At 70.4% G+C, this 20,650-nt stretch carries 18 protein-coding genes; 5 read left to right on the top strand and 13 right to left on the bottom strand.

Annotation, left to right across the window (positions count from 1 at the left end; all coding sequences use genetic code 11):
- Positions 1 to 80 precede the first annotated feature (80 nt).
- Positions 81 to 1,322, top strand: coding sequence for a serine hydrolase domain-containing protein (locus E1202_RS13855; RefSeq protein WP_132683467.1), 1,242 nt, complete (start codon positions 81 to 83; stop codon positions 1,320 to 1,322).
- A gap of 195 nt (positions 1,323 to 1,517) precedes the next feature.
- Here E1202_RS13855 and E1202_RS13850 read toward each other — a convergent pair whose 3' ends face one another.
- Positions 1,518 to 2,318 carry an SCO1664 family protein gene (locus E1202_RS13850; RefSeq protein WP_132683466.1) on the bottom strand — a complete coding sequence of 267 codons (801 nt, stop codon included), beginning with the start codon at positions 2,316 to 2,318 and terminating at the stop codon, positions 1,518 to 1,520.
- Between the two features lie 5 nt (positions 2,319 to 2,323).
- A complete protein-coding gene (locus E1202_RS13845) occupies positions 2,324 to 2,890 on the bottom strand; it encodes a DUF3090 domain-containing protein (RefSeq protein WP_132683465.1) in 567 nt (188 codons plus the stop codon).
- Positions 2,891 to 3,110: 220 nt separating this feature from the next.
- On the opposite strand from E1202_RS13845, the gene E1202_RS13840 reads away from it, so the two are divergent.
- Both E1202_RS13840 and E1202_RS13835 read left to right on the top strand, forming a co-directional pair.
- Positions 3,111 to 4,043 (top strand): S66 peptidase family protein, encoded by a 933-nt coding sequence (locus tag E1202_RS13840; RefSeq protein WP_132683464.1) that lies wholly within the window; start codon positions 3,111 to 3,113, stop codon positions 4,041 to 4,043.
- A 36-nt stretch (positions 4,044 to 4,079) separates the two neighbouring features.
- Positions 4,080 to 4,721 (top strand): nucleoside/nucleotide kinase family protein, encoded by a 642-nt coding sequence (locus tag E1202_RS13835; protein WP_132683463.1) that lies wholly within the window; start codon positions 4,080 to 4,082, stop codon positions 4,719 to 4,721.
- Positions 4,722 to 4,781: 60 nt separating this feature from the next.
- Here the strand turns inward: E1202_RS13835 and nikE are convergent, their stop codons facing one another.
- From nikE to E1202_RS13780, 11 genes are all read right to left on the bottom strand, one after another.
- On the bottom strand, positions 4,782 to 6,362 hold the full coding sequence (nikE, locus tag E1202_RS13830) for a nickel ABC transporter ATP-binding protein NikE (protein ID WP_132683462.1): 1,581 nt from the start codon (positions 6,360 to 6,362) through the stop codon (positions 4,782 to 4,784).
- Positions 6,359 to 7,258 (bottom strand): ABC transporter permease, encoded by a 900-nt coding sequence (locus E1202_RS13825; RefSeq protein ID WP_132683461.1) that lies wholly within the window; start codon positions 7,256 to 7,258, stop codon positions 6,359 to 6,361. The genes nikE and E1202_RS13825 overlap by 4 nt, the downstream gene beginning before the upstream one ends.
- Positions 7,255 to 8,292, bottom strand: coding sequence for an ABC transporter permease (locus E1202_RS13820; RefSeq protein ID WP_132683460.1), 1,038 nt, complete (start codon positions 8,290 to 8,292; stop codon positions 7,255 to 7,257). The genes E1202_RS13825 and E1202_RS13820 overlap by 4 nt, the downstream gene beginning before the upstream one ends.
- 4 nt (positions 8,293 to 8,296) lie before the next feature.
- Positions 8,297 to 10,090 carry an ABC transporter substrate-binding protein gene (locus E1202_RS13815; protein ID WP_132683459.1) on the bottom strand — a complete coding sequence of 598 codons (1,794 nt, stop codon included), beginning with the start codon at positions 10,088 to 10,090 and terminating at the stop codon, positions 8,297 to 8,299.
- 254 nt (positions 10,091 to 10,344) lie between these two features.
- Complete coding sequence (locus E1202_RS13810) at positions 10,345 to 11,067, bottom strand: Imm1 family immunity protein (protein ID WP_132673788.1); 723 nt, start codon at positions 11,065 to 11,067, stop codon at positions 10,345 to 10,347.
- Positions 11,068 to 11,192: 125 nt separating this feature from the next.
- The gene (locus E1202_RS13805) at positions 11,193 to 11,819 is read right to left on the bottom strand and encodes a TetR/AcrR family transcriptional regulator (protein ID WP_132683458.1); all 627 of its coding nucleotides are present in this window, start codon (positions 11,817 to 11,819) and stop codon (positions 11,193 to 11,195) included.
- Between the two features lie 125 nt (positions 11,820 to 11,944).
- Positions 11,945 to 12,757 (bottom strand): enoyl-CoA hydratase/isomerase family protein, encoded by an 813-nt coding sequence (locus E1202_RS13800; protein WP_132673804.1) that lies wholly within the window; start codon positions 12,755 to 12,757, stop codon positions 11,945 to 11,947.
- 49 nt (positions 12,758 to 12,806) lie between these two features.
- On the bottom strand, positions 12,807 to 13,016 hold the full coding sequence (locus tag E1202_RS13795) for a helix-turn-helix domain-containing protein (protein WP_093260265.1): 210 nt from the start codon (positions 13,014 to 13,016) through the stop codon (positions 12,807 to 12,809).
- Between the two features lie 188 nt (positions 13,017 to 13,204).
- Entirely contained in the window at positions 13,205 to 14,833 is a 1,629-nt protein-coding gene (locus tag E1202_RS13790) for an ABC-F family ATP-binding cassette domain-containing protein (protein WP_132683457.1), read from the bottom strand.
- A 184-nt stretch (positions 14,834 to 15,017) separates the two neighbouring features.
- Positions 15,018 to 15,692, bottom strand: a complete 675-nt coding sequence (locus E1202_RS13785) for an acVLRF1 family peptidyl-tRNA hydrolase (RefSeq protein WP_132683456.1) — start codon at positions 15,690 to 15,692, stop codon at positions 15,018 to 15,020.
- A 110-nt stretch (positions 15,693 to 15,802) separates the two neighbouring features.
- On the bottom strand, positions 15,803 to 17,314 hold the full coding sequence (locus E1202_RS13780) for a deoxyguanosinetriphosphate triphosphohydrolase family protein (RefSeq protein WP_132683455.1): 1,512 nt from the start codon (positions 17,312 to 17,314) through the stop codon (positions 15,803 to 15,805).
- Positions 17,315 to 17,374: 60 nt separating this feature from the next.
- Here E1202_RS13780 and E1202_RS13775 point away from each other — a divergent pair, with 60 nt between their 5' ends.
- The gene (locus tag E1202_RS13775) at positions 17,375 to 18,580 is read left to right on the top strand and encodes a lycopene cyclase family protein (protein WP_132683454.1); all 1,206 of its coding nucleotides are present in this window, start codon (positions 17,375 to 17,377) and stop codon (positions 18,578 to 18,580) included.
- Between the two features lie 334 nt (positions 18,581 to 18,914).
- On the top strand, positions 18,915 to 20,650 hold a 1,736-nt coding region (locus tag E1202_RS13770), incomplete at its 3' end, for a GGDEF domain-containing protein (protein WP_132683453.1).

Below are 20,650 nucleotides of genomic sequence, written 5' to 3'. Positions count from 1 at the left end.
TGCGCCCAGGATTTCGAATGTTGGACCGGAGGAGTAGAAAACTCCAGGTAACGTCATGTCGCACAACGCGGTAGGAGGCCCTGGTGGCTTTGGAAATCGAGGTGGATCCCGGCGAGGTCGGCTTCGACCCGGCCCGGCTGCAGCGGATCGATCAGCACTTCGAGAACTACGTCACGACGGGCAAGCTGCCCGGCTGGCTGGCGCTCGTCGCGCGCCGGGGCAAGATCGCGCACCTGTCCACGCACGGCATGCGCGACGTCGAAAGCGGCAAACCGGTTGAGACGGACACGCTCTTCCGCATCTACTCGATGACCAAGCCGATCACCTCGGTCGCGGCCATGATGCTCTACGAGGAAGGCGCTTTCGAGCTCACCGATCCGGTCAGCGACTTCATCCCGTCGTTCGCCGACCTGAGCGTCTACACCGGTGGGTCGGCGCGCAACCCGCAGACCCGGCCGGCCACCGAGCCGATGCGGATCTGGCACCTGCTCACCCACACCGCGGGCCTCACCTACGCGTTCAACTACCTGCACCCGCTCGACGAGCTGCACCGCCGGGCCGGATTCGAGTTCGGCATGGCCCCCGACCTCGACCTGGCGGCGTGCTGCGACGCGTGGGCCGAGATCCCGCTGCTGTTCGACCCGGGCACCCGCTGGAACTACTCGGTGGCCACCGACGTGCTGGGCCGGGTCGTGGAGGTCGCGTCCGGGCAGCCCCTCGATGAGTTCTTCCGCACCCGCATCCTGGATCCGCTGGGCATGGCCGACACCGGCTTCCAGGTCGCCGCTTCCGACGCCGACCGGCTGGCCTCGCTGTACGCGGCCGACCCGCAGGGCAAGGCGCGGCTGCACCCCAAGCACGAGCAGATGTACGACACCGCGTTCCAGCCGCCCAAGGCGCCCTCCGGGGGCGGCGGGCTGTTCTCCTCCGCCCGGGACTACCACCGCTTCACGCAGATGCTGCTGCGTCGCGGGGAACTGGACGGCGTGCGGCTGCTCGGCGCGCGCACGGTCGACTTCATGACCCGCAACCACCTGCCCGGCGGCGCCGACCTGGAGACGCTGGCCATGGGCTCGTTCTCCGAGGTCGCCAACGCGGGCAAGGGCTTCGGCCTCGGGTTCTCGGTGGTCGATGACCCGCTCGCGGCCAAGGTGCTCAGCTCGAAGGGCGAATTCGCCTGGGGAGGCCTGGCCAGCACGGCCTTCTGGGTCGACCCGGCCGAAGACCTCACGGTCCTGTTCCTGACCCAGCTGATGCCCTCCAGCACCCACCCGATCAGGCCCTACCTGCACCAACTCGTCTACCAAGCCTTGGTGGACTGAGGAACGTCATTTCCAGTGGTTGCTTTGCTCAGGGGTGCGAGTGGCGGAACCTGACACGGCCTTCTGGACTCCGTGCGCCACGACTGATGTATGTCCACGCGGCGTGCTCGCCAGAAGACGTGTCAGAACCCGCAGCGGTGCCAGCGGAGTCCCGCACCTGAGGCAGCGACTACCGCCACGCAGAACGACCACGGATTAGAAGGCAGGCCAGGGTATCGCGGGCCAGTCTCCGGAGGGTTCTGGGAAGACTCCTGCGTCGAGGAACCGGTCGATTCGGGTGCTGATCGCCTGCACTTCCTTGAACGTGAGGTGTTCGGAGAGCCGTTCGGCGAGGTCGCCCTCCATGAGGGCGCGGACCTCGCCAAGCCGCTCGAGCTCGGCTTCCGGAACGGCCTCGCCGATCCAGCCCCACAGCACGGTGCGCAGCTTGTCGTCGGTGTTGAGGCTGATGCCGTGGTCGACGCCGAGCACGCGGCCGTCGGGGGCCCGCAGGATGTGGCCGCCCTTGCGATCGGCGTTGTTGATCACGATGTCGAGCACGGCCAGCCGTCGCAGCTGCTCGTGGTCGGCGTGGGCGAGCACCACCGGATCACCGTCGGGGTCCTGCGCCCGCAGCACCTGCCGCCAGCCCTCGCGCACTTCGCTCGGGTGCGTGATGTCGACCAGCTGCGCGTCCTCGTCGGTGACCTCGTCGATCCACAGCTGCACCATGCCAGGCCCGAACGGCCCGTTGCGCAGCAGCGTCGGCGGGATCAGGTCCCAGCCGGTGGCCTCCGACAGCAGGTAGGCCGACACCTCGCGGCCGGCCAGCGTGCCGTCCGGGAAGTCCCACAGCGGGCGCTCGCCGCGCACCGGCTTGTAGACGCACTCTTCGGAGACGCCGTCGAGCTCGACCGAGCAGAGCAGCGTCGCGTTGGACGCCTCCACGAGGCGGCCCTGGATCTCCAGATCCCCGTGCCGCAGCAGCTCGCAGTTCGCGGGCTCCTCGACGGCCACGTGCCTCAGACCTCTTCCGAGCGGCGGTAGCCGTTCTGGCGGGGACAGATGTGCCCGGCCGGGTCGAGCGGTTCGCTGCACAGCGGGCAGGGCTTGCGGCCGGCGTTGATGACCCGTTCGGCGCGTTCGGCGAAGGCCCGGGCGTGCACCGGGCTGAGGAACACGCGCAGCGCGTCGGGCCCCTCCTCGGTGTCGTCGAGCACCACGGACTCGTCGATCTCCTCTTCGGTGACCGCGAGCAGTTCGACGACGACGGCCTCGGACTCGGCGTCCCAGCCCAGCCCCATCGTGCCGACGCGGAACTCCTCGTCGACCGGCACCGCGAGCGGTTCGGTGTCGACGAGGTCCTCGGGCGTGTGACCGGGCAGGTCAGCGTCGAACCGGCGCTGCACCTCGTCGAGGAGCGCGCCGATCCGCTCGGCGAGTACCGAGACCTGTTGCTTTTCCAATTGCACGCTCACCGTGCGGACGTCCTCGGACGCCTGCAGGTAGAAGGTGCGCTCACCGGGTTCCCCGACCGTTCCGGCGACGAATCGGTCGGGTTGGCGGAAGACGTGGATGACACGAGCCATGACCCCTCCGACATTAGGCCACCGAGTGCGCGTCCTGCGCGGCTGGCCCCCGTTTTGTACATCACCTTTCGGCACAACGCGGTGACCTGCGACGAACAGTCCCGGCGGGACGACGTTCCCGCCGTGTTCGCTGTAGGTGAACTGCGGCGCGGCGCACTGACTGCCGATACGCTCGCGGCAAGATCAGGGGTGTTCGAACGGACTCGGATGGAGCACGCCGATGAGCATGCGCGAACTGACCCGGCCGCCGAGGCTGCAGCGGGGTGACACGGTGGCGCTGGTCGCCCCGGCCGGACCGGTGCCCGAGGAGCTGCTGGAAGCAGGGCTCGCCCAGCTGCGCGCCTGGGAGCTCGACGTCCGCGTCGGCAAGCACGTCCTGGACCGCCACCCCCGCCTGGACTACCTGGCGGGCACCGACGCGGACCGGGCCGCCGACCTGCAGGAAGCGTGGTGCGACCCGCAGGTCTCGGCGGTGTTCTGCGCCCGCGGCGGCTACGGCTGCCTCCGCATGATCGACCACTTGGACTTCGCCGAGCTGGCCAAGGCGGGCCCGAAGGTCCTGGTCGGTTCCAGCGACGTCACCGCGCTGCACGAGGTCTTCGCCGCCGAGCTGGGGCTGGTCACGATCTTCGCCCCGATGGTGGCGACCAAGGCCTTCGCGCACGACGAGAAGGCGCGCGGCCACCTGCGGCGCACCCTGTTCGAGCCGCAGGGCGTGACCATACTGACCGGTCGCAGCGCGCAGACCATGGTTCCCGGCCGCGCGCTGGGCGTGACCTACGGCGGCAACCTGAGCCTGCTCGCGGGTTCGCTGGGAGCGGGCGTGGCGGCGCGACCTCCGGAACGCGGCATCGCCCTGCTGGAGGACGTCACCGAGGAGCCCTACCGGCTCGACCGCTTCCTGATCCAGCTCCTCCGGGCGGGTTTCTTCCAGGGCGCCACCGGGATCGCACTGGGCTCGTGGACCGACTGCGGCCCGGTGGGCGAGGTGTACGCGATGCTGGAGAACCTGCTGGGCGGCCTCGGAGTACCAATCCTCTGGGAGCTGGGTTTCGGCCACTGCGAAGCCCAGCGCACGGTTCCCCTCGGCGTCGCGGCGGAACTCGACGCCGACGCCCAACGCCTCTCCATCCTCCAGCCGGCGCTGCGCTGAGCACGAGTCCGGGACCGCGCTTGATAGCTTCGGGTTGTGCGTGTCCGGCCGATCTCCCCGCAAGCCCTGGTCGACGAGGTGGTGGAGCGCGTTGACGCCCTCGCGGGACGGTGGGGCCGGGTGGCCGTCGACGGTGCTCCGGCCGCGGGCACCGGTGATCTCGCCGATCGCCTGGTCTCCCCGCTGAGGGAACGCGGCCGCGCAGCGGTCCGGGTGCGTGCGACGGACTACCTTCGCCCGGCCTCGGTACGCCTGGAGCACGGCCACCACGACCCGGATTCCTACTACCTGTCCTGGTTCGACACCACGGGGCTGGCCCGCGAGGTCCTCACACCGCTGGCCGCGAACGGCACCGGGCAGGTGCTGCCCGCGCTCTGGGATCCGGAGGCGGACCGCTCCCCTCGCCTGAACCGCGTGGCGCTGCCGGAACGAGGTGTGGCCATCGTGGACGGACCGCTGCTGCAGGGCGTCGGGCTCGACTTCGACCTCGTCGTGCACTTGTGGCTCTCCGACGCCGCGCTCCACCGCAGCACTCCGGAGGACCAGCGCTGGACGCTGCCCGCGTTCGAGCGCTACGCGGAGGAGGTCGATCCCACCGGGCTGGCCGACCTCGTGGTCCGCGTCGACCACCCCGACCGGCCGGCGATCATCGACAGCTTCGACCAGCAGCGGCGGTAGCCGCTGCTCCAGGTGCCGACCGCATCAGGTTCCGCCGCGCGGAGCGAGCCCGGGGAGTTCTCACGCCACGCGTCGTGTCGTGGTCGGCACCGCTGCGAGGAGCGTCTTGGTGTAGTCGTGCTGCGGGTCGAGCAGGACCTGCTCGACGGTGCCGAGCTCGACGATCTCGCCCCGGTACATGACCGCGACGCGGTCGGCGATGTTCCAGGCGAGACCGAGGTCGTGGGTGATGACCAGCGTCGACAGGCCCTTGTCCACGCGCAGCCGAAGCAGCAGCGAGAGGATCTCGCCGCGCACCGTGGCGTCCAGCGACGCGACCGGCTCGTCGGCGATGAGGACCTCCGGCTCGAGCACCAGAGCACCAGCGATGACGACGCGCTGGCGCTGACCGCCCGAGAGCTCCTGCGGGAAGCGGGAGAAGAACTTCTCCGCCGGTCGCAGTTCCGCGGCTTCCAGAGCGGCGGACACCCGGCCGACCTCGTCGTCGGTGATGCCGTGGATCCGCAGCCCCTCGGCCACCGCCTCGTAGACGGTGTGCCGCGGGTTGAGGGCACCTGTGGGGTCCTGCAGGACCAGCTGCACCTTGCGCCGGTAGTCGCGCAACGCGGCAGCCCCGGTGGGCAGCGGAACACCGTTGAACCGGACCGCACCGCCGGTGGGGCGCTGCAGGCCGAGCAACGTGCGCGCCAGCGTGGTCTTGCCGGAGCCGGACTGCCCGACCAGCGCCACGATCTCGTTGGCGCCGACCGCGAGGTCCACCCCGCGCACCGCGCGCACGGCCTGACCGGAGCGGCTGCGGAAGGTCACCGCGACACCGTCGGCGGACAGCAGCGACTCACCAGCGCAACCGCCCTCGGTGAGGCGGAACCTCGGGTCACCCACCGTCGGGAACGCATCTGCCAGAGCCCTGCTGTGCTCGTGCTGCGGCCGGCTCATGACCTGCTCGGTCGGCCCGTGCTCGACGACCTCGCCCCGGTACATCACCGCCAGCCGCGAGCAGGTCGTCGACAGCACCGACAGGTCGTGACTGATCATGACCAGTGCGATGCCGCGTTCGGCGACCAGGCGCTTGAGCAGGTCCAGCACCTGCGCCTGTACCACGACGTCCAGCGCCGTGGTGGGTTCGTCGGCGATGACCAGCCGCGGTTCGCAGGCCAGCGCCATGGCGATCATGACGCGCTGCTTCTGCCCACCGGAGAGCTCGTGCGGATAGGCGCCCGCGCGGTCGGCGGGCAGTTCGACCTGGGCGAGCAGCTCGGCGACCCGCTCGCTCAGATCGCCCTTGCCGCCGTGCAGCCGGATCGGCTCGGCGATCTGCTCGCCGATGGTGCGCACCGGGTTCAGCGCGTGCATCGCCCCCTGGAACACCACCGAGGCACCGGCCCAGCGGACCGCGCGCAACCGGCCGAAGCTCATCTCGCGGACGTCCTCGCCGTCGAGCAGCACCTCGCCGTCGACGCGGGCGGTGCGCGGCAGCAACCGCAGCACCGACATCGCCACGCTCGTCTTGCCGCAGCCCGATTCCCCGGCCAGGCCGAGGGTTTCGCCCGCTTCCAGGCTCAGGTTCACCCCGGACACGGCGGGTGCGTCCGCGCCGCCGTAGGTGATCGACACGTCGCGCAGTTGCAGAATCGGACTCAACGTCGCCCCCGCAGCCTCGGGTTGAACACCGCTTCCAGCGCCCGGCCGCACAGCGTGAAACCGAGCACCACCAACACGATTCCCAGGCCGGGTGGCAGCAGGTACCACCAGGCGCCGCCGGTGACCGCGCCGGTGTCCATCGCCGACTTCAGCATCGTGCCCCAGGAAACCCGGCTGGGGTCGCCCAGCCCGAGGAAGGACAGCGTGGATTCGGAGATGATCGAACTGGCCACCGACAGGGTGGTGTTCGCGAACACCAGCGGCAGCACGGCGGGCAGCACGTGCTTGAAGATCACGTGCCCGTGCCCGGCCCCGAGCGCGCGGGAGCGTTCGATGTAGGGGCGGGCCTCGATGGTCAGCGTCTGGGCGCGCACCACCCGGGCCGTGTGCGGCCAGGAGGTGACGCCGATGGCGAGCACGATCGTCCACAGCCCGCGCTCGAGCACCGTCGACAGCGCGATGGCCAGCACCAGCGAGGGCAGCACCAGGAAGAAGTCGGTGAACCGCAGCAGGATTCGCGAGGTCCAGCCGCCGAAGTGCGCTGCCGCCACGCCGACCAGGGCGCCGATGAGCACCGACAGGATCGCCGCCGACAACCCGACCACCAGCGAGACGCGAGCGCCCCACCAGGTCAGCAGCAGCACGGATCGTCCGGATTCGTCGGTGCCCAAGGGGTATTCGGCGCTGGGCGCCTGCAGCGCGGCACCGGTCGCGCGGGTGACGTCCAGCCCGGTGGAGTCGGTGAGCAGCGGCGCCAGCAGTGCCAGCAGCACGATCGCTGCCAGCAGCACCAGGCCCACCAGGCCGGCGCGGTCGGCGCGGAAGACCCGCCAGCCCTCGACGAGGCTCGCCTTCCGCCGGGCGCGCACGACCTGGGATGCGGTGGGGGCGGTCATGACTCACGCACCCGCGGATCGATGACCCGGTAGAGCAGGTCTGCCAGCACGTTCATGACCACCACGCTTCCCGCCAGCACGATGAAGATGCCCTGCAGCAGCGGCAGGTCGGGCACCCGCAGAGCTTCGTAGGTCAGCAGCCCCAGGCCGGGCCAGGAGAACACCGTCTCCACCGTGATGGCACCGGCGACCACCAGTCCCAGCCGCAGGAAGATCAGCGTCACGGTGGGCAGCAGGGCGTTGGGCACGGCGTGCCTGCTGCGGACCAGGTCCTCGCGAAGCCCCTTGGCGCGGGCGGTGGTCAGGTAGTCCTCGCCCATCTCCTCCAGCAGCGAGGAGCGCATCACCATCAGGTATTCGGCGTAGATGACCGCGAGCATCGTCAGCACCGGCAGCACCATGTGGTGCGCGACGTCGAGGACCTGCGGCAGGAGTTCGGGTGGTGTGTCGGGGTCGGAGATGCCGCCGACCGGGAACAGTCCCGGGATCGGGCCGACTCCGACGCCGAAGGCCATCAGCACGATCAGGCCCAGCCAGAACGTCGGCACCGACCACAGCGCCAGCGCCACCGAGCTGGTGGTCTTGTCGAACGCGCCGCCGTGCTTCCAGGCCGCGCGCGAACCCATCCACAGGCCGAGCACGATGGCCAGCACCGTGGCGGTGCCGACCAGCAGCACGGTCGGGCCGATGCGCTGCAGGATCAGCTCGCCCACCGGCCGGGTGTAGGTGTAGGAGGTGCCGAGGTCACCGCGCAGCAGGTTGCCGAGGAAGTCCAGGAACTGCTTCCACAGCGGCTGGTCGAGACCGAGCCGTTCGCGCAGGTCCGCGATCTGCTGCGCCGTCATCGGAGCGCCGCGGGTCATGGTGCGCACCGGGTCTCCGGGCATCACGCGGAACAGGAAGAAGCCGAGCACGGCGACCAGCAGCAGGCTCACCAGCCCGCCGCCGATCTTGCCGCCGACGTAGCGCAGGAGCCGGCCACCGTTGCCGGTGGCCGGTTCCTGGTCGTCCACAGTGGTCAGCAGATCCGACACGTGGTCACTCCCGGTCGTCCGCGGTGGCGCGACGCCGCACGACGACCACCACTCCCACCAGCACGATCACCACGACGAGGCCGCCGAGACCCCAGGCGACGGCGGTGTAGTTCGTGCCTCCGGAGCCGTTGATCGCCTTGTCGGTGGGCTCGGCGCCGTAGTAGCCCCAGTAGCCCTGCTGGCCGGTGATCACGCCTTCGGCCGCCGGCTGCATCGTGAAACCGTTGTACCGGTCGGTGCGGTAAGCCTCCAGCGAGTTGGCGTAGTACAGCACCAGCCCTGTCGCCTGGTCGTAGAACCGGGACTGCAGCTGCTTGACCAGGTCGACTCGCTTGGCCGGGTCGAACTCGGCGAGCTGCTTGCCGTACAGCTCGTCGTAGGCGGGGTCGCACTGAAGCGTGTCCGGGGTGCCGTTGCCGTCGGGCGTCGGGCGGGCGCCGCAGGTCTGCAGGCGCAGCACGTAGTCCGGGTCGGGATTGGCCGACCAGCCGCTGATGACCATGTCGAAGTCACCGGCGGTGGTGCGGTCGTTGAGCTGGTTGTCCGACACGGGCTGCAGCTCGACGTTGATGCCCAGGTCGGCGAGCCAGCGCTTGACGAACTCGCCGACCTGCGAGTCGGCGGCTTCGTCACCGTGCAGCACGAAGTCGAAGTTCAGCGGTTCGCCCTGCGGCGTGCGGCGGATGCCGTCGGACCCGCGGGTGTACCCGGCCTCGTCGAGCTCGCGGTTCGCGGCGGCCGGGTCGAACTCGCGCGGCTGCGGCGGTGTCCAGTGGTAGTCGCCGAAGATGGGCGGCAGGTATCCCCCGCCGACCTGCCCGTAGCCGCCGAGAACCCGGTCGACGAGGGCCTTCCGGTCGATGGCGAGATCGATGGCCTGGCGGACCCGGACGTCGGCGAGCGCGGGGTGCCCGCTGCCGATCGGCTGGTTCTCGCTGTTGGTGGCGCCGGGGTTGAGGATCATCTCGTAGAACCGGCGGCCCTGGCCCTTGACCTGCTTGATGTCGGGCTCGCCCGCCAGCGCGTCGAACTGCGCGGGGGTGAGCTTCTGGACCACGTCGAGGTCGCCCTTGCGCAGCGCCTGCACGGCGGCGTCGCTGTTCTTGAACTGGGTGAACTGCACCTCGGAGACCTTCGGCGCGCCCCGCCAGAAGTTCGGGTTGGCGGTGAGCGTGACGTCCTGCTCCGGCCGGTAACCGGTGAGCACGTAGGGACCGCTGCCGACGACCGGCATCTGGTCGTTGGCGAAGTTCTCGACGTCGGCGACCTTGGACCACACGTGTTCGGGCACGATCGGCGCATCGATGGCCAGCATCGTGGCCTGCGGCGTCTTGGTGCGGATGACCAGCGTGGAGTCGTCCGGGGCGGAGACCTGCTCGAAGTTCTCCACGAAGTTGCCGTTGGCGGTGGCCGCGGCGGGGTCGGTCATCATCCGGTTGTAGGTGTAGGCGGCGTCCCGGGCGGTCACCGGCTGACCGTCGGACCACGTGACCCCGGGCAGGATGTGGAAGGTCCAGGTGAGCTTGTCCGGTGTGGACTCCCACCGCTCCGCCAGCTCCGGTTCCACGCCGAAGTCCTGGGTGCTGTAGGTGGTCAGAGTCGGGTAGATCGCCCGGAAGATGTCCGTGGCGGCCAACGTGTAACCCAGGAACGGGTTGAGCGAGTCGATCTGCTGCTGCAGTCCGACGCGCAGCGTGGCGCCCTGCGGACGGTCCCCGTTCTCCTGTGCCGACGCCGGTGCGGGCAGCAACGAGCCGACCAGCAACGCGGCCCCCAGCGCGACGAGTCGTCTACGCACGTGTGGCCCCCTTCATCCTCGCGCGAATGGAAAGAAGGAACCACCTTTTCCTGCTGTTAGTCAATGCTTAACCGCGGGTTGTCGCGAACCCGCGTCACGCGCGGGCACGAAACCGTGACCCGAACGCCGCAGAGCGGGCGGTCGACCCGGTCGGCGGGCGGACCCGCGAGGGCGGCGCGATCGCGCGTTCGGGCACGTCGCGCCGCACGAGTTCCGCTACCCGCACCGGCGGAGAACGACCGCGAGAACTCGGTTTACAGGTCACCCCACCGGGCCGGTTGCCACTGCACGCATTCCGGCTTGGCGCCGGTCCGGGTGAATTCGTCCAGCGCGGCGCGGAGTTCGCGGAACGACAGCACGGCGTTGCGCGGGAACTTCAGCGTGCTGCCCGCGTCGAAGGGCAGCGCTGGCGCGTCCCCCGACGGCTGCGGGTTGCAGGTGTGCCAGGAGATCATGTCGCCTTCGACGTCCTCTTCGGTGAAGTTGAGGACCCCGAGCTCGCTCTCGGCATCGGTGACGATCCGGATCTGCTCGTACGGACCGGGCGCTTCGGGGTCGGCGTGCGGCCGGTCCCAGACGTAGATGTGCCCGGCGCCCTCACCGGGCGAGCGCAGCAGCTTGTCGACGAGTTCGGCCTTGTCGTCCTCGTTCTGGGCGTAGTGCCGCTCGCCGTCGATGACCGCGGTGGTGACGGTGACGCCGAGTTCGGTGTTGCGGGCACCGACGGCCTCGGCCCGCAGACCTTCCAGGCAGGTCTTGGCCTCGGTCAACGCCCTCATCGCTGCCCCCTGGTGGTACACCAGGTCACCCCAGTACGGGTGGCCGAGGACCTTGTTGAGGTCGTCGTAGACGGCGCGGGTGTCTTCGATCAGCTTGTCCAGGGCATCGACCGGGACATCGGTCAGACGCGCGAAAACCACCGCGGGCGGTTCCAGCGGTGCGTGCGGGTCGGGCTCGTCCTGTGCTGGATTCGACATGCCTTCCCTGCATCCACTTCGATCACGGGTACCAGCGAGGGCACCCCAGGCGCAGCTCGTTCACAGTGAGGCTACCGCGAGTCATCTCTCGGTCCCGCAGCGCATCCGGTTGATCTCCGAACGGATCAACCCGCCCAATCGCGCAGCACTTCCAGCGCCTGTTCGTCGCGGGTGGCGCCGAGGGTCAGCAACGCGCGGGTGAGCCCCTCGGCGTCGTCGAGCCCGAGGTCGCCGACGAGTTCACCCGGCAGGCTGAGGGTCGACAACGCCACGCCGAGCATGCCCGCGTCGAGCAGACCCGCGCCGCGCCTGCCGATCCGGCGACCGACCGCGGCGTGCAGCTGGACGGCCGTGTCGACGCTGGCCCGGCTGATCTCGCCGAGCGCGGCGCGCACCTCGGGGTTGCGGACGGCTTCCAGGTGCAGCTCGAACAGCGCGAGGAACTGGGAGCGGGCGTTGCCCGACATGCGGCTCAGCATCGCCGCGTACAGCGCTGTGATGTCGTCGGGGCACACGTCCTCGGGGATGTGGGCGCAGAGCGCTTCGAGCGCGGCGACGTGCCGTTCGGCGAGGTAGTGCGCAATGGCCTCGAACAGGGCGTTGCGCGTCGGGTAGTAGTTCTTGGTGGTGCCCTCCGGGACCCGCGCCTCGCGGTCGATCGCGCGATGGGTCAGCCCGCGGCCGCCGTCACGCGCGAGCACCTCGATGGCGGCATCGGCGAGCAGTTCCCGACGGTTTCCTCGCTGCGTCATGCATCCCCTAGATCTCGCTCGAGTTGAGCAAGATCGTATCCCCGACACCACAGCGGTGGTGCGAGGGCACGCGGGGGTGTTGCAGCGCAGAGCGCTATTACGAGTCGATGATCAGCAACGGGTGATCATCGGACCACGCCGAGCTGCTGGGCGAGCTCGGTGATGCGGCGCAGCTGCGCGGCCCGCTCGGCCGCGAGCTGCTGCTCCGGATCAACGGCCTCGTCGGCCAGCGCCAGCAGCGACAACGTCTCGCGGACCGCGCCCTCCGGCGGAGCCGACACCGACTCGACCAGGGCGTCGACCGCGGCGTCCAGCCCGTCCGGGTCGACGACCTGGTTGGCCAGGCCGATCCGCATCGCTTCCTCGGCGGTGACCTCACGCCCGGTCACGCAGATCTCCACCGCGCGCGCGTAACCGACCGCGCGCACCAGAGGCAGCGTCCCGCCGAGATCGGGCACCAACCCGAGCCCGGTCTCGGCCATCCGCAGCCGCGCGTCGGTGGCCAGCACCCTCATGTCGCAGGCGAGCGCCAGCTGGAACCCGGCTCCGATCGCATGACCCCGCACGGCAGCGATCGTGACCCGTTCCGGTTCCCGCAACCAGCTGAACGCCTGCTGGTAGCCGGCGATCTCGGCATCGGACTGCTCGGTGGGGCGCTCGGCCAGCGCCGCCAGGCCCGGAGCGCCGTCAACCCCTTCCGGGCTGAACATCCTCCGGTCCAGTCCGGCCGAGAAAGCCCGGCCGGCTCCGCGCAGCACGACAACCCGGATCTCCGCGCTCAACGACCGGCCGATTTCCCGCAGCGCCTGCCAGGTGTGCGGGGTTTGCGCGTTGAGCTTGTCCGGGCGGTCCAGCGTGATGGTGGCACGCCGCCCGTGGATCGTGAGCCCCACACCGCCACGATCCAACAGGTCGGCGTCCACTACCGACTCCGCCAAGCGGACCTCCAGGCTTGACGGCACGACCGGGAACGGCCGGCCGTCGAGTTCACTTCTTCTTGGACCGCGTCGCGCCGCCACGACCACGCAACTGCACGCCTGATTCGCTCAGAACCCGGTGCACGAAGCCGTAGGACCGACCGGTCGACTCCGCCAGTGCGCGGATGCTCGCCCCCTTCTCGTACTTCTTTCTCAGATCACTGGCCAGCTTGTCGCGCGCGCTTCCCGTAATGCGCGCGCCCTTCTTCAGCTCAGCCACGGTGTCCCCGCCTTCCCTCTGAGCAGGTCGGGCCTCGCGACCCCTGTCAGCGCAATGATCGAACAGGAAAGGCCCGAACGCCAGGCGATCATGGAAAAAAGATCGGCCATCGGTCGAGATGGGCACGCGGCGATCACCGGAATGCACTAATCCATCCGTAGTAGCCCGCCGTGGTGGTATACGGAGCGCTACGCCAACTGGACCAGATCCAGGTATTCGGCTGACCAGTGGTCCTCGGTGCCGTCCGGCAGCAGGATGACCCGTTCGGGCTCCAGCGCTTCCACCGCGCCGGGATCGTGCGTGACCAGCACGACCGCGCCGCTGAAGCTGCGCAGCGCGTCGAGCACCTGCTCGCGGCTGGCGGGGTCGAGGTTGTTCGTCGGCTCGTCCAGCAGAAGCACGTTGGCCTGGCTGGAGACCAGCCCCGCCAGAGCGAGCCGGGTCTTCTCGCCGCCGGAGAGGGTGCCCGCCGGTTGCTGCAGCTGCTCGCCCTGGAACAGGAACGTGCCCAGCAGGTTGCGCAGCTGCTGCTCGGGGGCGTCGGGCGCGGCCGAGCGCACGTTCTCCCAGACCGTGGCGTCGTGGTCGAGGGTTTCGTGCTCCTGGGCGAAGTAACCGATGCGCAGGCCGTGACCTGGGACGACGGCACCGGAGTCGGCTTCTTCCTGGCCACCGAGCAATCGCAGCAGCGTGGTCTTGCCCGCACCGTTGAGGCCGAGCACGACGACCTTGGATCCGCGGTCCACGGCCAGGTCCACCCCGCTGAAGATCTCCAGCGAGCCGTAGGACTTGGACAGGCCGTCGGCGGTCAGCGGCGTCTTGCCGCACGAGGCGGGGTCCGGGAAGCGGATCTTGGCGACCTTCTCCTGGGCCTGTTCGGCCTCGGCGGAGGCCAGCAGCTTCTCGGCGCGCTTGGCCATGTTCTGCGCGGCGACGGCCTTGGTGGCCTTGGCCCGCATCTTGTCGGCCTGCGTCATCAGCGCGGACGCCTTCTTCTCGGCGTTGGCGCGCTCCCGGCGGCGCCGCTTCTCGTCGGCGGCGCGGGCGTCCTGGTAGCGGGTCCAGTCCATGTTGTAGACGTCGGCCTCGCCGCGGATGGCGTCGAGGAACCACACCTTGTTGACCACGGCCGACAGCAGATCGATGTCGTGGCTGATGACGACGAGTCCGCCGTCGTGGTTCTTCAGGAAGTCGCGCAGCCAGTTGATGGAGTCGGCGTCGAGGTGGTTCGTGGGCTCGTCGAGCAGCAGCGTCGTCGCCGAACGGCCACCGGGACCGGCCTCGGACGCGGCGAACAGGATGCGCGCGAGCTCGACGCGGCGGCGCTGACCACCGGAGAGCGTGCTCAGCGGCTGGTTGAGCACCCTGCCCGGAAGCCCCAGGTTGCTGCAGATGCGGCCGGCTTCGCTCTCGGCCGCGTACCCGCCGCGGGCGCCGAAGCGCTCCTCCAGGCGGCCGTACCGGTTGATGGCCTTGTCGCGTTCCTTCTCGTCGACGAGCTCGGCCATCGCGGTCTGCGCCTTCTCCATGTCGCGCAGCAGCTTGTCGAGGCCGCGCGCCGAGAGCACCCGGTCCTGGGCGGTCACGGTCAGATCGCCTTCACGCGGGTCCTGCGGCAGGTACCCGATCTCGCCCCGGCGGGTGAGGTCGCCGGCGTGCGGCTGCCCCTCACCGGCGAGGACCTTCAACGTCGTGGTCTTGCCCGCTCCGTTGCGGCCGACCAGGCCTACTCGGTCGCCGGGCTGGACGCGCAGGGTGGCGTCGGCGAGCAGGATGCGGGAACCGGCGCGCAGTTCCAGGCCAGTGGCTGAGATCAAGGAGAACTCCGGGTAATAGGTGGTCTGCGTGGCATGAGTGCGCCCACCGGCGACGAACGGGTGGGCGTGCGGGCGCGGAGCTAATCGACGCGCGGAGTGGCGCGGGAACGCACCAGGATTCGCTTGCTGACCACGGAGTCGAGTCTACCGGTCGGGATCCAGCGGATTTCGCCTGCGTTCAACCTCACTGCGGGTCCCGGACCTCGATCTCGACCGCGACCGCCCGCTTGGCGGCTTCGTCGAGGATTGCGCGGCGCGGTTCGGGCACGTCGAGGACGCGCTGCTCAGCGCGGTCGAACAGCGCGGTCAGCCGGGTGTCCTCGCGCAACGCCTGCAGCGCCTGCCGGTCGCCGCCGAGGACGAGCGCGTCGAGCTCGGCGGCCACCGGCAGCAGGGCCTTGGCGACCGCGTCGGCGGCCGAGGCCAGCGAGCGCGCCGACTGCCCCTCGCGGCGGCGCGCGAAGCGCTGCTGGGACCAGCCGCCCGCCTTGTTCCGGCCGTGCACGAGGTGCCGGTCGGTGGTGGAGGTCCGCACGACGCCGTCGACGGCGACACCGATGCTGTGCGCGCCCAACCGCACCAGCACCAGGCCGACCCGGCGGGACGCCGATACGTGCTCCACCAGCGACGACACCACCAGGCCTGGGTGTTCGCCGTGCGGCGCCGGAAGCGGACCGAAGGGCACGTGCACCGTCGCCGTGGCGCCGTCGGTGGCGGTGACCAGCACCGTTCGCGGTTCCAGCAGCGTGCTCGCAGCACCACCGTGGGAGATGGCGAAGCGCTCGAACCACCCGGCGACCCGGCCCGGTGCCACCTCCACCGCGCGGCCGCCGCCGGCGAGTTCGCGAACCCTGCTCAACTCAGCTCCGTTCCACATCGACCGCAAGCGGCGCAGCCGCGAGCTGTCCCGACCACTCTCGCAGCCGGCACCGCCGCGGTTGCGCCACCCGCACGCCGGGCAAACCAGGACTACAAGACGAAGGTGTCGTTCCACAGCTGCGTGGTGCGTCCCGACAGGGCTTCGAGCAGCGCGGCGGCCTGGTCGTCGGTGAGCGAGGCGATGAAGTCGACCACCGCGCGGCCTCGCGCCAACGTCGTCAGGTCGGCGCCCTCGGGAAGCATCTCGCGCGGCAGCTCGTCGAACTCCTCGCGGGCCAGGCCGAACAGGTCGCGCAGCCGGTGCGGAGCCACCTCGACCTCGTCGATCAGCCACTCGTCGAGGGCTTCGACGAGGTTGCTGATCAGCCTGTCCTGGCCGCGCTGGTGCAGGGCGAGGTCCGGGCGTTGCAGCACGAAGTGCCGGTGCACGAACTTGAGCACCTGCACCTCGTGCCACTGCTCGGGCGCGAGCGCCACGTGGCCGGAGCGGGCCTGGACCGTCCGGTCGACGCGGATGCCCTCCACCAGTCGACGGGTCCAGTCCGCGGAGAACCTGGCCACGGCCTGCTCCGCCTGCTGGGAGCGGTCGAAGGGCACCTCCAGCAGGTCGACCGCCAATTCGGTGCGCACCTTCTTCACCGCGTCGTTGAACACCTCGTCGTCGGCGATCCATCCGTCCTTGGCGTGCAGGCGGCGGCGCAGCAGCTCCAGCGAGGCGCCGGGCCGCGAGTCGCCGGGGGCGACGTGGTCCTCTGCGGCGAACTCCACGCTGTGGCCGAGCCATTCCTGCAGCTCGTGGTGCACGGACGTGAACTGCAGGATGCCGACGCGGTGGAAGTCCTCCAGGTCGTGGATCGCGTAGGCGATGTCGTCGGCGGTGTCCATGATCGACGCCTCGACGGTCTGCTGCCAGTCCGGCACGACCTTCTCGAACGGCAGGCGCGCGTCGAGCAGGTCGTCGAGCTCGGTGCTGTAGGCGGAGAACTTCGCCGCACCGGTGCCCGGTGCCCCGGCGGGCTCCGACGCGCCGCGAGGCAGTTCGGTCGCCTGGCGGGGAACCGGCGAGTTCCTGGTCCACGGGTACTTCAGCAGCGCCGAGCGCACGGCGGCGGTCAGGTCCAGGCCCTTGCCCTCCACACCGCGCACGTCGATGCGGGTGACCACGCGGTAGGTCTGGGCGTTGCCCTCGAAGCCGTCGGGCAGCGCGAAGCGCTCGCGCGCGAGCCGGTCCAGCACGCTCTCCCCGAGGTGCCCGAACGGCGGGTGCCCGAGGTCGTGGCCGAGCCCGGCGGCCTCGACGACGTCCAGGTCGCATCCGCCTAGCTCGTCGAGCTCGGCCCGGGTGACGGGGTCGGCCAGCAGGCGCTCGGCGATGGCGCGGGCGACCTGGGCGACCTTGAGGCTGTGGGTGAGCCGGTTGTGCAGCAGCAGGCCTGATCCGGACGGGCTGACGACCTGCGTGACGCCGCCGAGCCGCGCGAAGAAGGCAGAGGCGGAGATCCTGTCGCGGTCCGCGCGGAACGGGCTCGCGGCCAGGTCACCCGGCACGGTGTGCCCGGTGCGATCGCTGCGGCGGGCGGCGCGTGGTTGCACTTCCTCCATGCGGTCAAGGTATCGGCGGCCACCACGCGGGCCCCAGGGCGGGCGTGATCTGATGATCGGGTGGCGGATGTCGTGGTCGTCGGAGGCGGGCCTGCTGGTCGGGCCGCCGCCTCGGCCTGCAGCGATGCCGGTTTGGCGGTGGCGCTGGTCGATCCGGCGCCGCGCAGCGGCTGGGCGAGCACCTTCGGGTCCTGGGCCGACGAGCTGCCGCCCGACGTCGCCGCGCTGTCGACGGTGATGGACCGCGTTCACCTGCACGGCACGAGCTCCCACGTGTGGCGGCGGCCCTACGCGGTGCTGGACAACACGGCGCTGTGGAAGCACCTGTGGCGCGCCGACGTCACCGAGGTGACCGGCCGCGCGGTCGCCGCCGAGCACGGCCCGACGGGCTCCACGCTGATCCTCAAGGACGGCAGGCGGCTCGCGGCAGGGGTGGTCGTCGATGCCACCGGACCTGCGCGAACGCTCTCCGGCGGACGACCGGCGCACCCGCCTGCGCAGCAGACCGCGGTGGGCTGGGTCGTCGACTCGGCCACGGCCGAGACCTTCTGCGGCCCCGGCGAGGGCGTGTTCATGGACTGGCGTTCGGCGCCGCGCACCCGGGGCGGCTGGCCGACGTTCCTGTACGCGGTGCGGCTGGGACCCGACCGGGTGCTGCTGGAGGAGACCTCCCTCGCCCGTCGTCCCGCGCTGCCGCTGGCCCTGCTGCGGCGCAGGCTCGCCGGCCGCCTGGAAGACGCCGGGATCGACCCCGAGTCGCGGCTGGGCGAGGAACGGGTGCGGTTCCCGGTCGACGATCCGCTGCCCCGTCCCGGCCGGGTCGTGCCGTTCGGCGCCGCGGCCGGATTCGTGCACCCGGCCAGCGGGTTCAGCGTGGCGCGGGCGCTGCGCCGCGCCCCCTGGCTGGCGGCAGCGCTCTCCGGCGGCCTGGCAGGCGTGAAGCCGGGTCCTGCCACCGCAGCGCGGGCGGGCTGGCAGGTGCTGTGGCCGCCGGACGTGCTGGCCGCGCACGTCCTGCGGCAGCGGTCGTTGCGCGCCCTGCTGTCGTTGCCGCCGGAGCTGGTGCCGGAGTTCTTCGAGGCGTTCTTCGAGCTGCCCGAGGCGCACCGGATCGAGTTCCTGTCGGGTGAGGGCACCTCGGCGGGCACGGCGCGCGCCATGTCGGCGCAGTTCGCCCGGGTTCCGTGGAGCGTGCGCCGTAGGATCGTGCTGGGCGGGATGTCGTTCGGGCATCCAGCTGCGAAACACGGTCTCGGCGGAAGTTGATCTGCATCAATTTCACGATGAATAAGCGGTGAATTGGCATCCGCTTTTGCGCCGAACGCGGGACGCGCAAATCACAATCCCGTTTTTCGAGTCGCCCTATTCACACAACGTTCACGCTGCGTGCAGGCCTTTACCCGATAGGCTCTGGCCGTTGTCTACGCAGTGTGATCAGGCAGACTCGGAATGAGGTGCCCGGTGCCACGCGCCGTTCGTCCGGCTGATGTTACGTGCTGCTCAAGCACGCTAAGTTGGTCGGCGGGAATGGCGGCGCTCCGCCGACGAGGAGGAGCTGAGATGTCGGTGAACAGATCGTGAACACGGTCGCTGGAGAAGCATGAGTCGGGGCAATATCGACTCCGTGCTCGCGCTGGTGGACGAAGTGCGCTTCGCGTTCCAGCCATTGATCAACATCAAGACCGGTGCCATCGTCGCGATCGAGGCGTTGGCCCGGCCGGCAGGCGCGCACGTCCAAGACCTCTTCCGAGAGGCGGCACGCCTTCGCCGGCTCACCGAGCTCGATGTGGACTTGGCGGTGAACGCCGTGCACGCAGCGGCGGAGCACGAATCACTGCTCCCCCTGCACGTGAACCTCTTCGGGGGCACCGTGGTCCACGACCACGACCGGCTGGGGCTGCTGCGCGAGAAGCTGCGCGAGGTCGGCAGGCGCGAGCAGGAGATCACTCTCGAGATCGGGCCGCCGTTCGCTCGAATCGACCCGGATCAGCTGCTGGAGGGCATCGGCAAGCTGCGTTCGGAGGGCTTCCAGATCGCCCTCGACGGGGTCGGTGAGGGCGACATCCCGCTGACGATGATCGGTGACATCGGCCCGGCCACCATCAAGCTCGACCGGGGGGTCGTGCAGGGCCTGCCCGACGATCCGGCCCGGGTCGCCGTCGTCGAGTCCGTGCGCCACCTGTGCGAGGCCACCGAGAGCCAGCTGGTCGCCGAGGGCGTCGAGAGCGACCGCCAGCTCAACGCGCTGCGGCGCAACGGCGTGCGCCTGGTGCAGGGCAACCTGCTCGCGCCGGCCGGCCGCAGGCCTCCGACGACGAGCACCGTTCCGGGCGTGGCCGCCGAGGTCACCGACCCGCACTCGCCGACGGTCAGCACCCTGGCCAGCGGCCCGCGCGTGACGGAGTTCCTCTCGCCCGCGACGGTGCTGTCCATGGACGTCACCGCCGACAAGGTGCGCGAGGTGCTGGCCGACCACACCGAGATCAGCGGTGTCGTGCTGGTCGACGAGCACAACCGGCCGAGGCACACCATCGACCGGAACCGCTTCCTGCTGGCGGTGACCGGCCCGTACGGGCACGCGCTGCACGCCAAGCGCCCGGCCTCGCGGCTGGCCGACGAGCCGCGAGTGGTCAACACCGGCACCACCGCGATGGAAGCGCTGAGCATGGTCACCCGCTCCGACCAGTACCGGATGTACGACGACGCGATCGTGGTCGACGAGGCCGGGCGCTGCCTGGGGGCGGTCCGGGCCGGTGACCTGATCCGCGGCATGGCGGAGATGAAGGTCGAGGAGGCCGCCGCGCTCAACCCGCTGACCCGCCTGCCGGGCAGCGACGCGATCGCCCGCGACGTGGCCCGGCGGATCGCCGCCGGGGAGATCTTCGCGGTGAGCTGGCTGGACATCGACGGGTTCAAGGCCGTCAACGACACGGCCGGGTTCTCCGCCGGTGACGACGTGATCCGCTCGATCGGGCGCAGCCTCACCGACGCGGCGGCGGCGCTGACGTCGGTGCAGGTCGGTCACGTGGGCGGTGACGACTTCCTGCTGGTCGCCGACCTGGACGACCTGGTCACGCTGGCCGACTCGGTGCTGGGCACGTCCCGCACCGCGGGCGACGTGGAGATCACCGTCTCGCTGGCCACGCTGGTGTGCACGACGCAGACGGTCGCCGACTACGACGAGGCGTCCAGCAAGCTCGCCCCGCTGAAGCACTACGCCAAGCAGCTCACCGGATCGAGCTGGGTGATGTCCCGACCGGGCTCGGAGCGGATCGAGGTCCTCAGGGGCCACGACCCAGGAGCACCCCCGGTCCAGGCACCACCCCTGACCAGCAC

Origin of the sequence: Saccharopolyspora karakumensis (assembly GCF_004349225.1) — a bacterium.
Classification (GTDB): Bacteria; Actinomycetota; Actinomycetes; order Mycobacteriales; family Pseudonocardiaceae; genus Saccharopolyspora; species Saccharopolyspora endophytica.
This window is presented reverse-complemented; position numbering and strand designations above follow the sequence as displayed.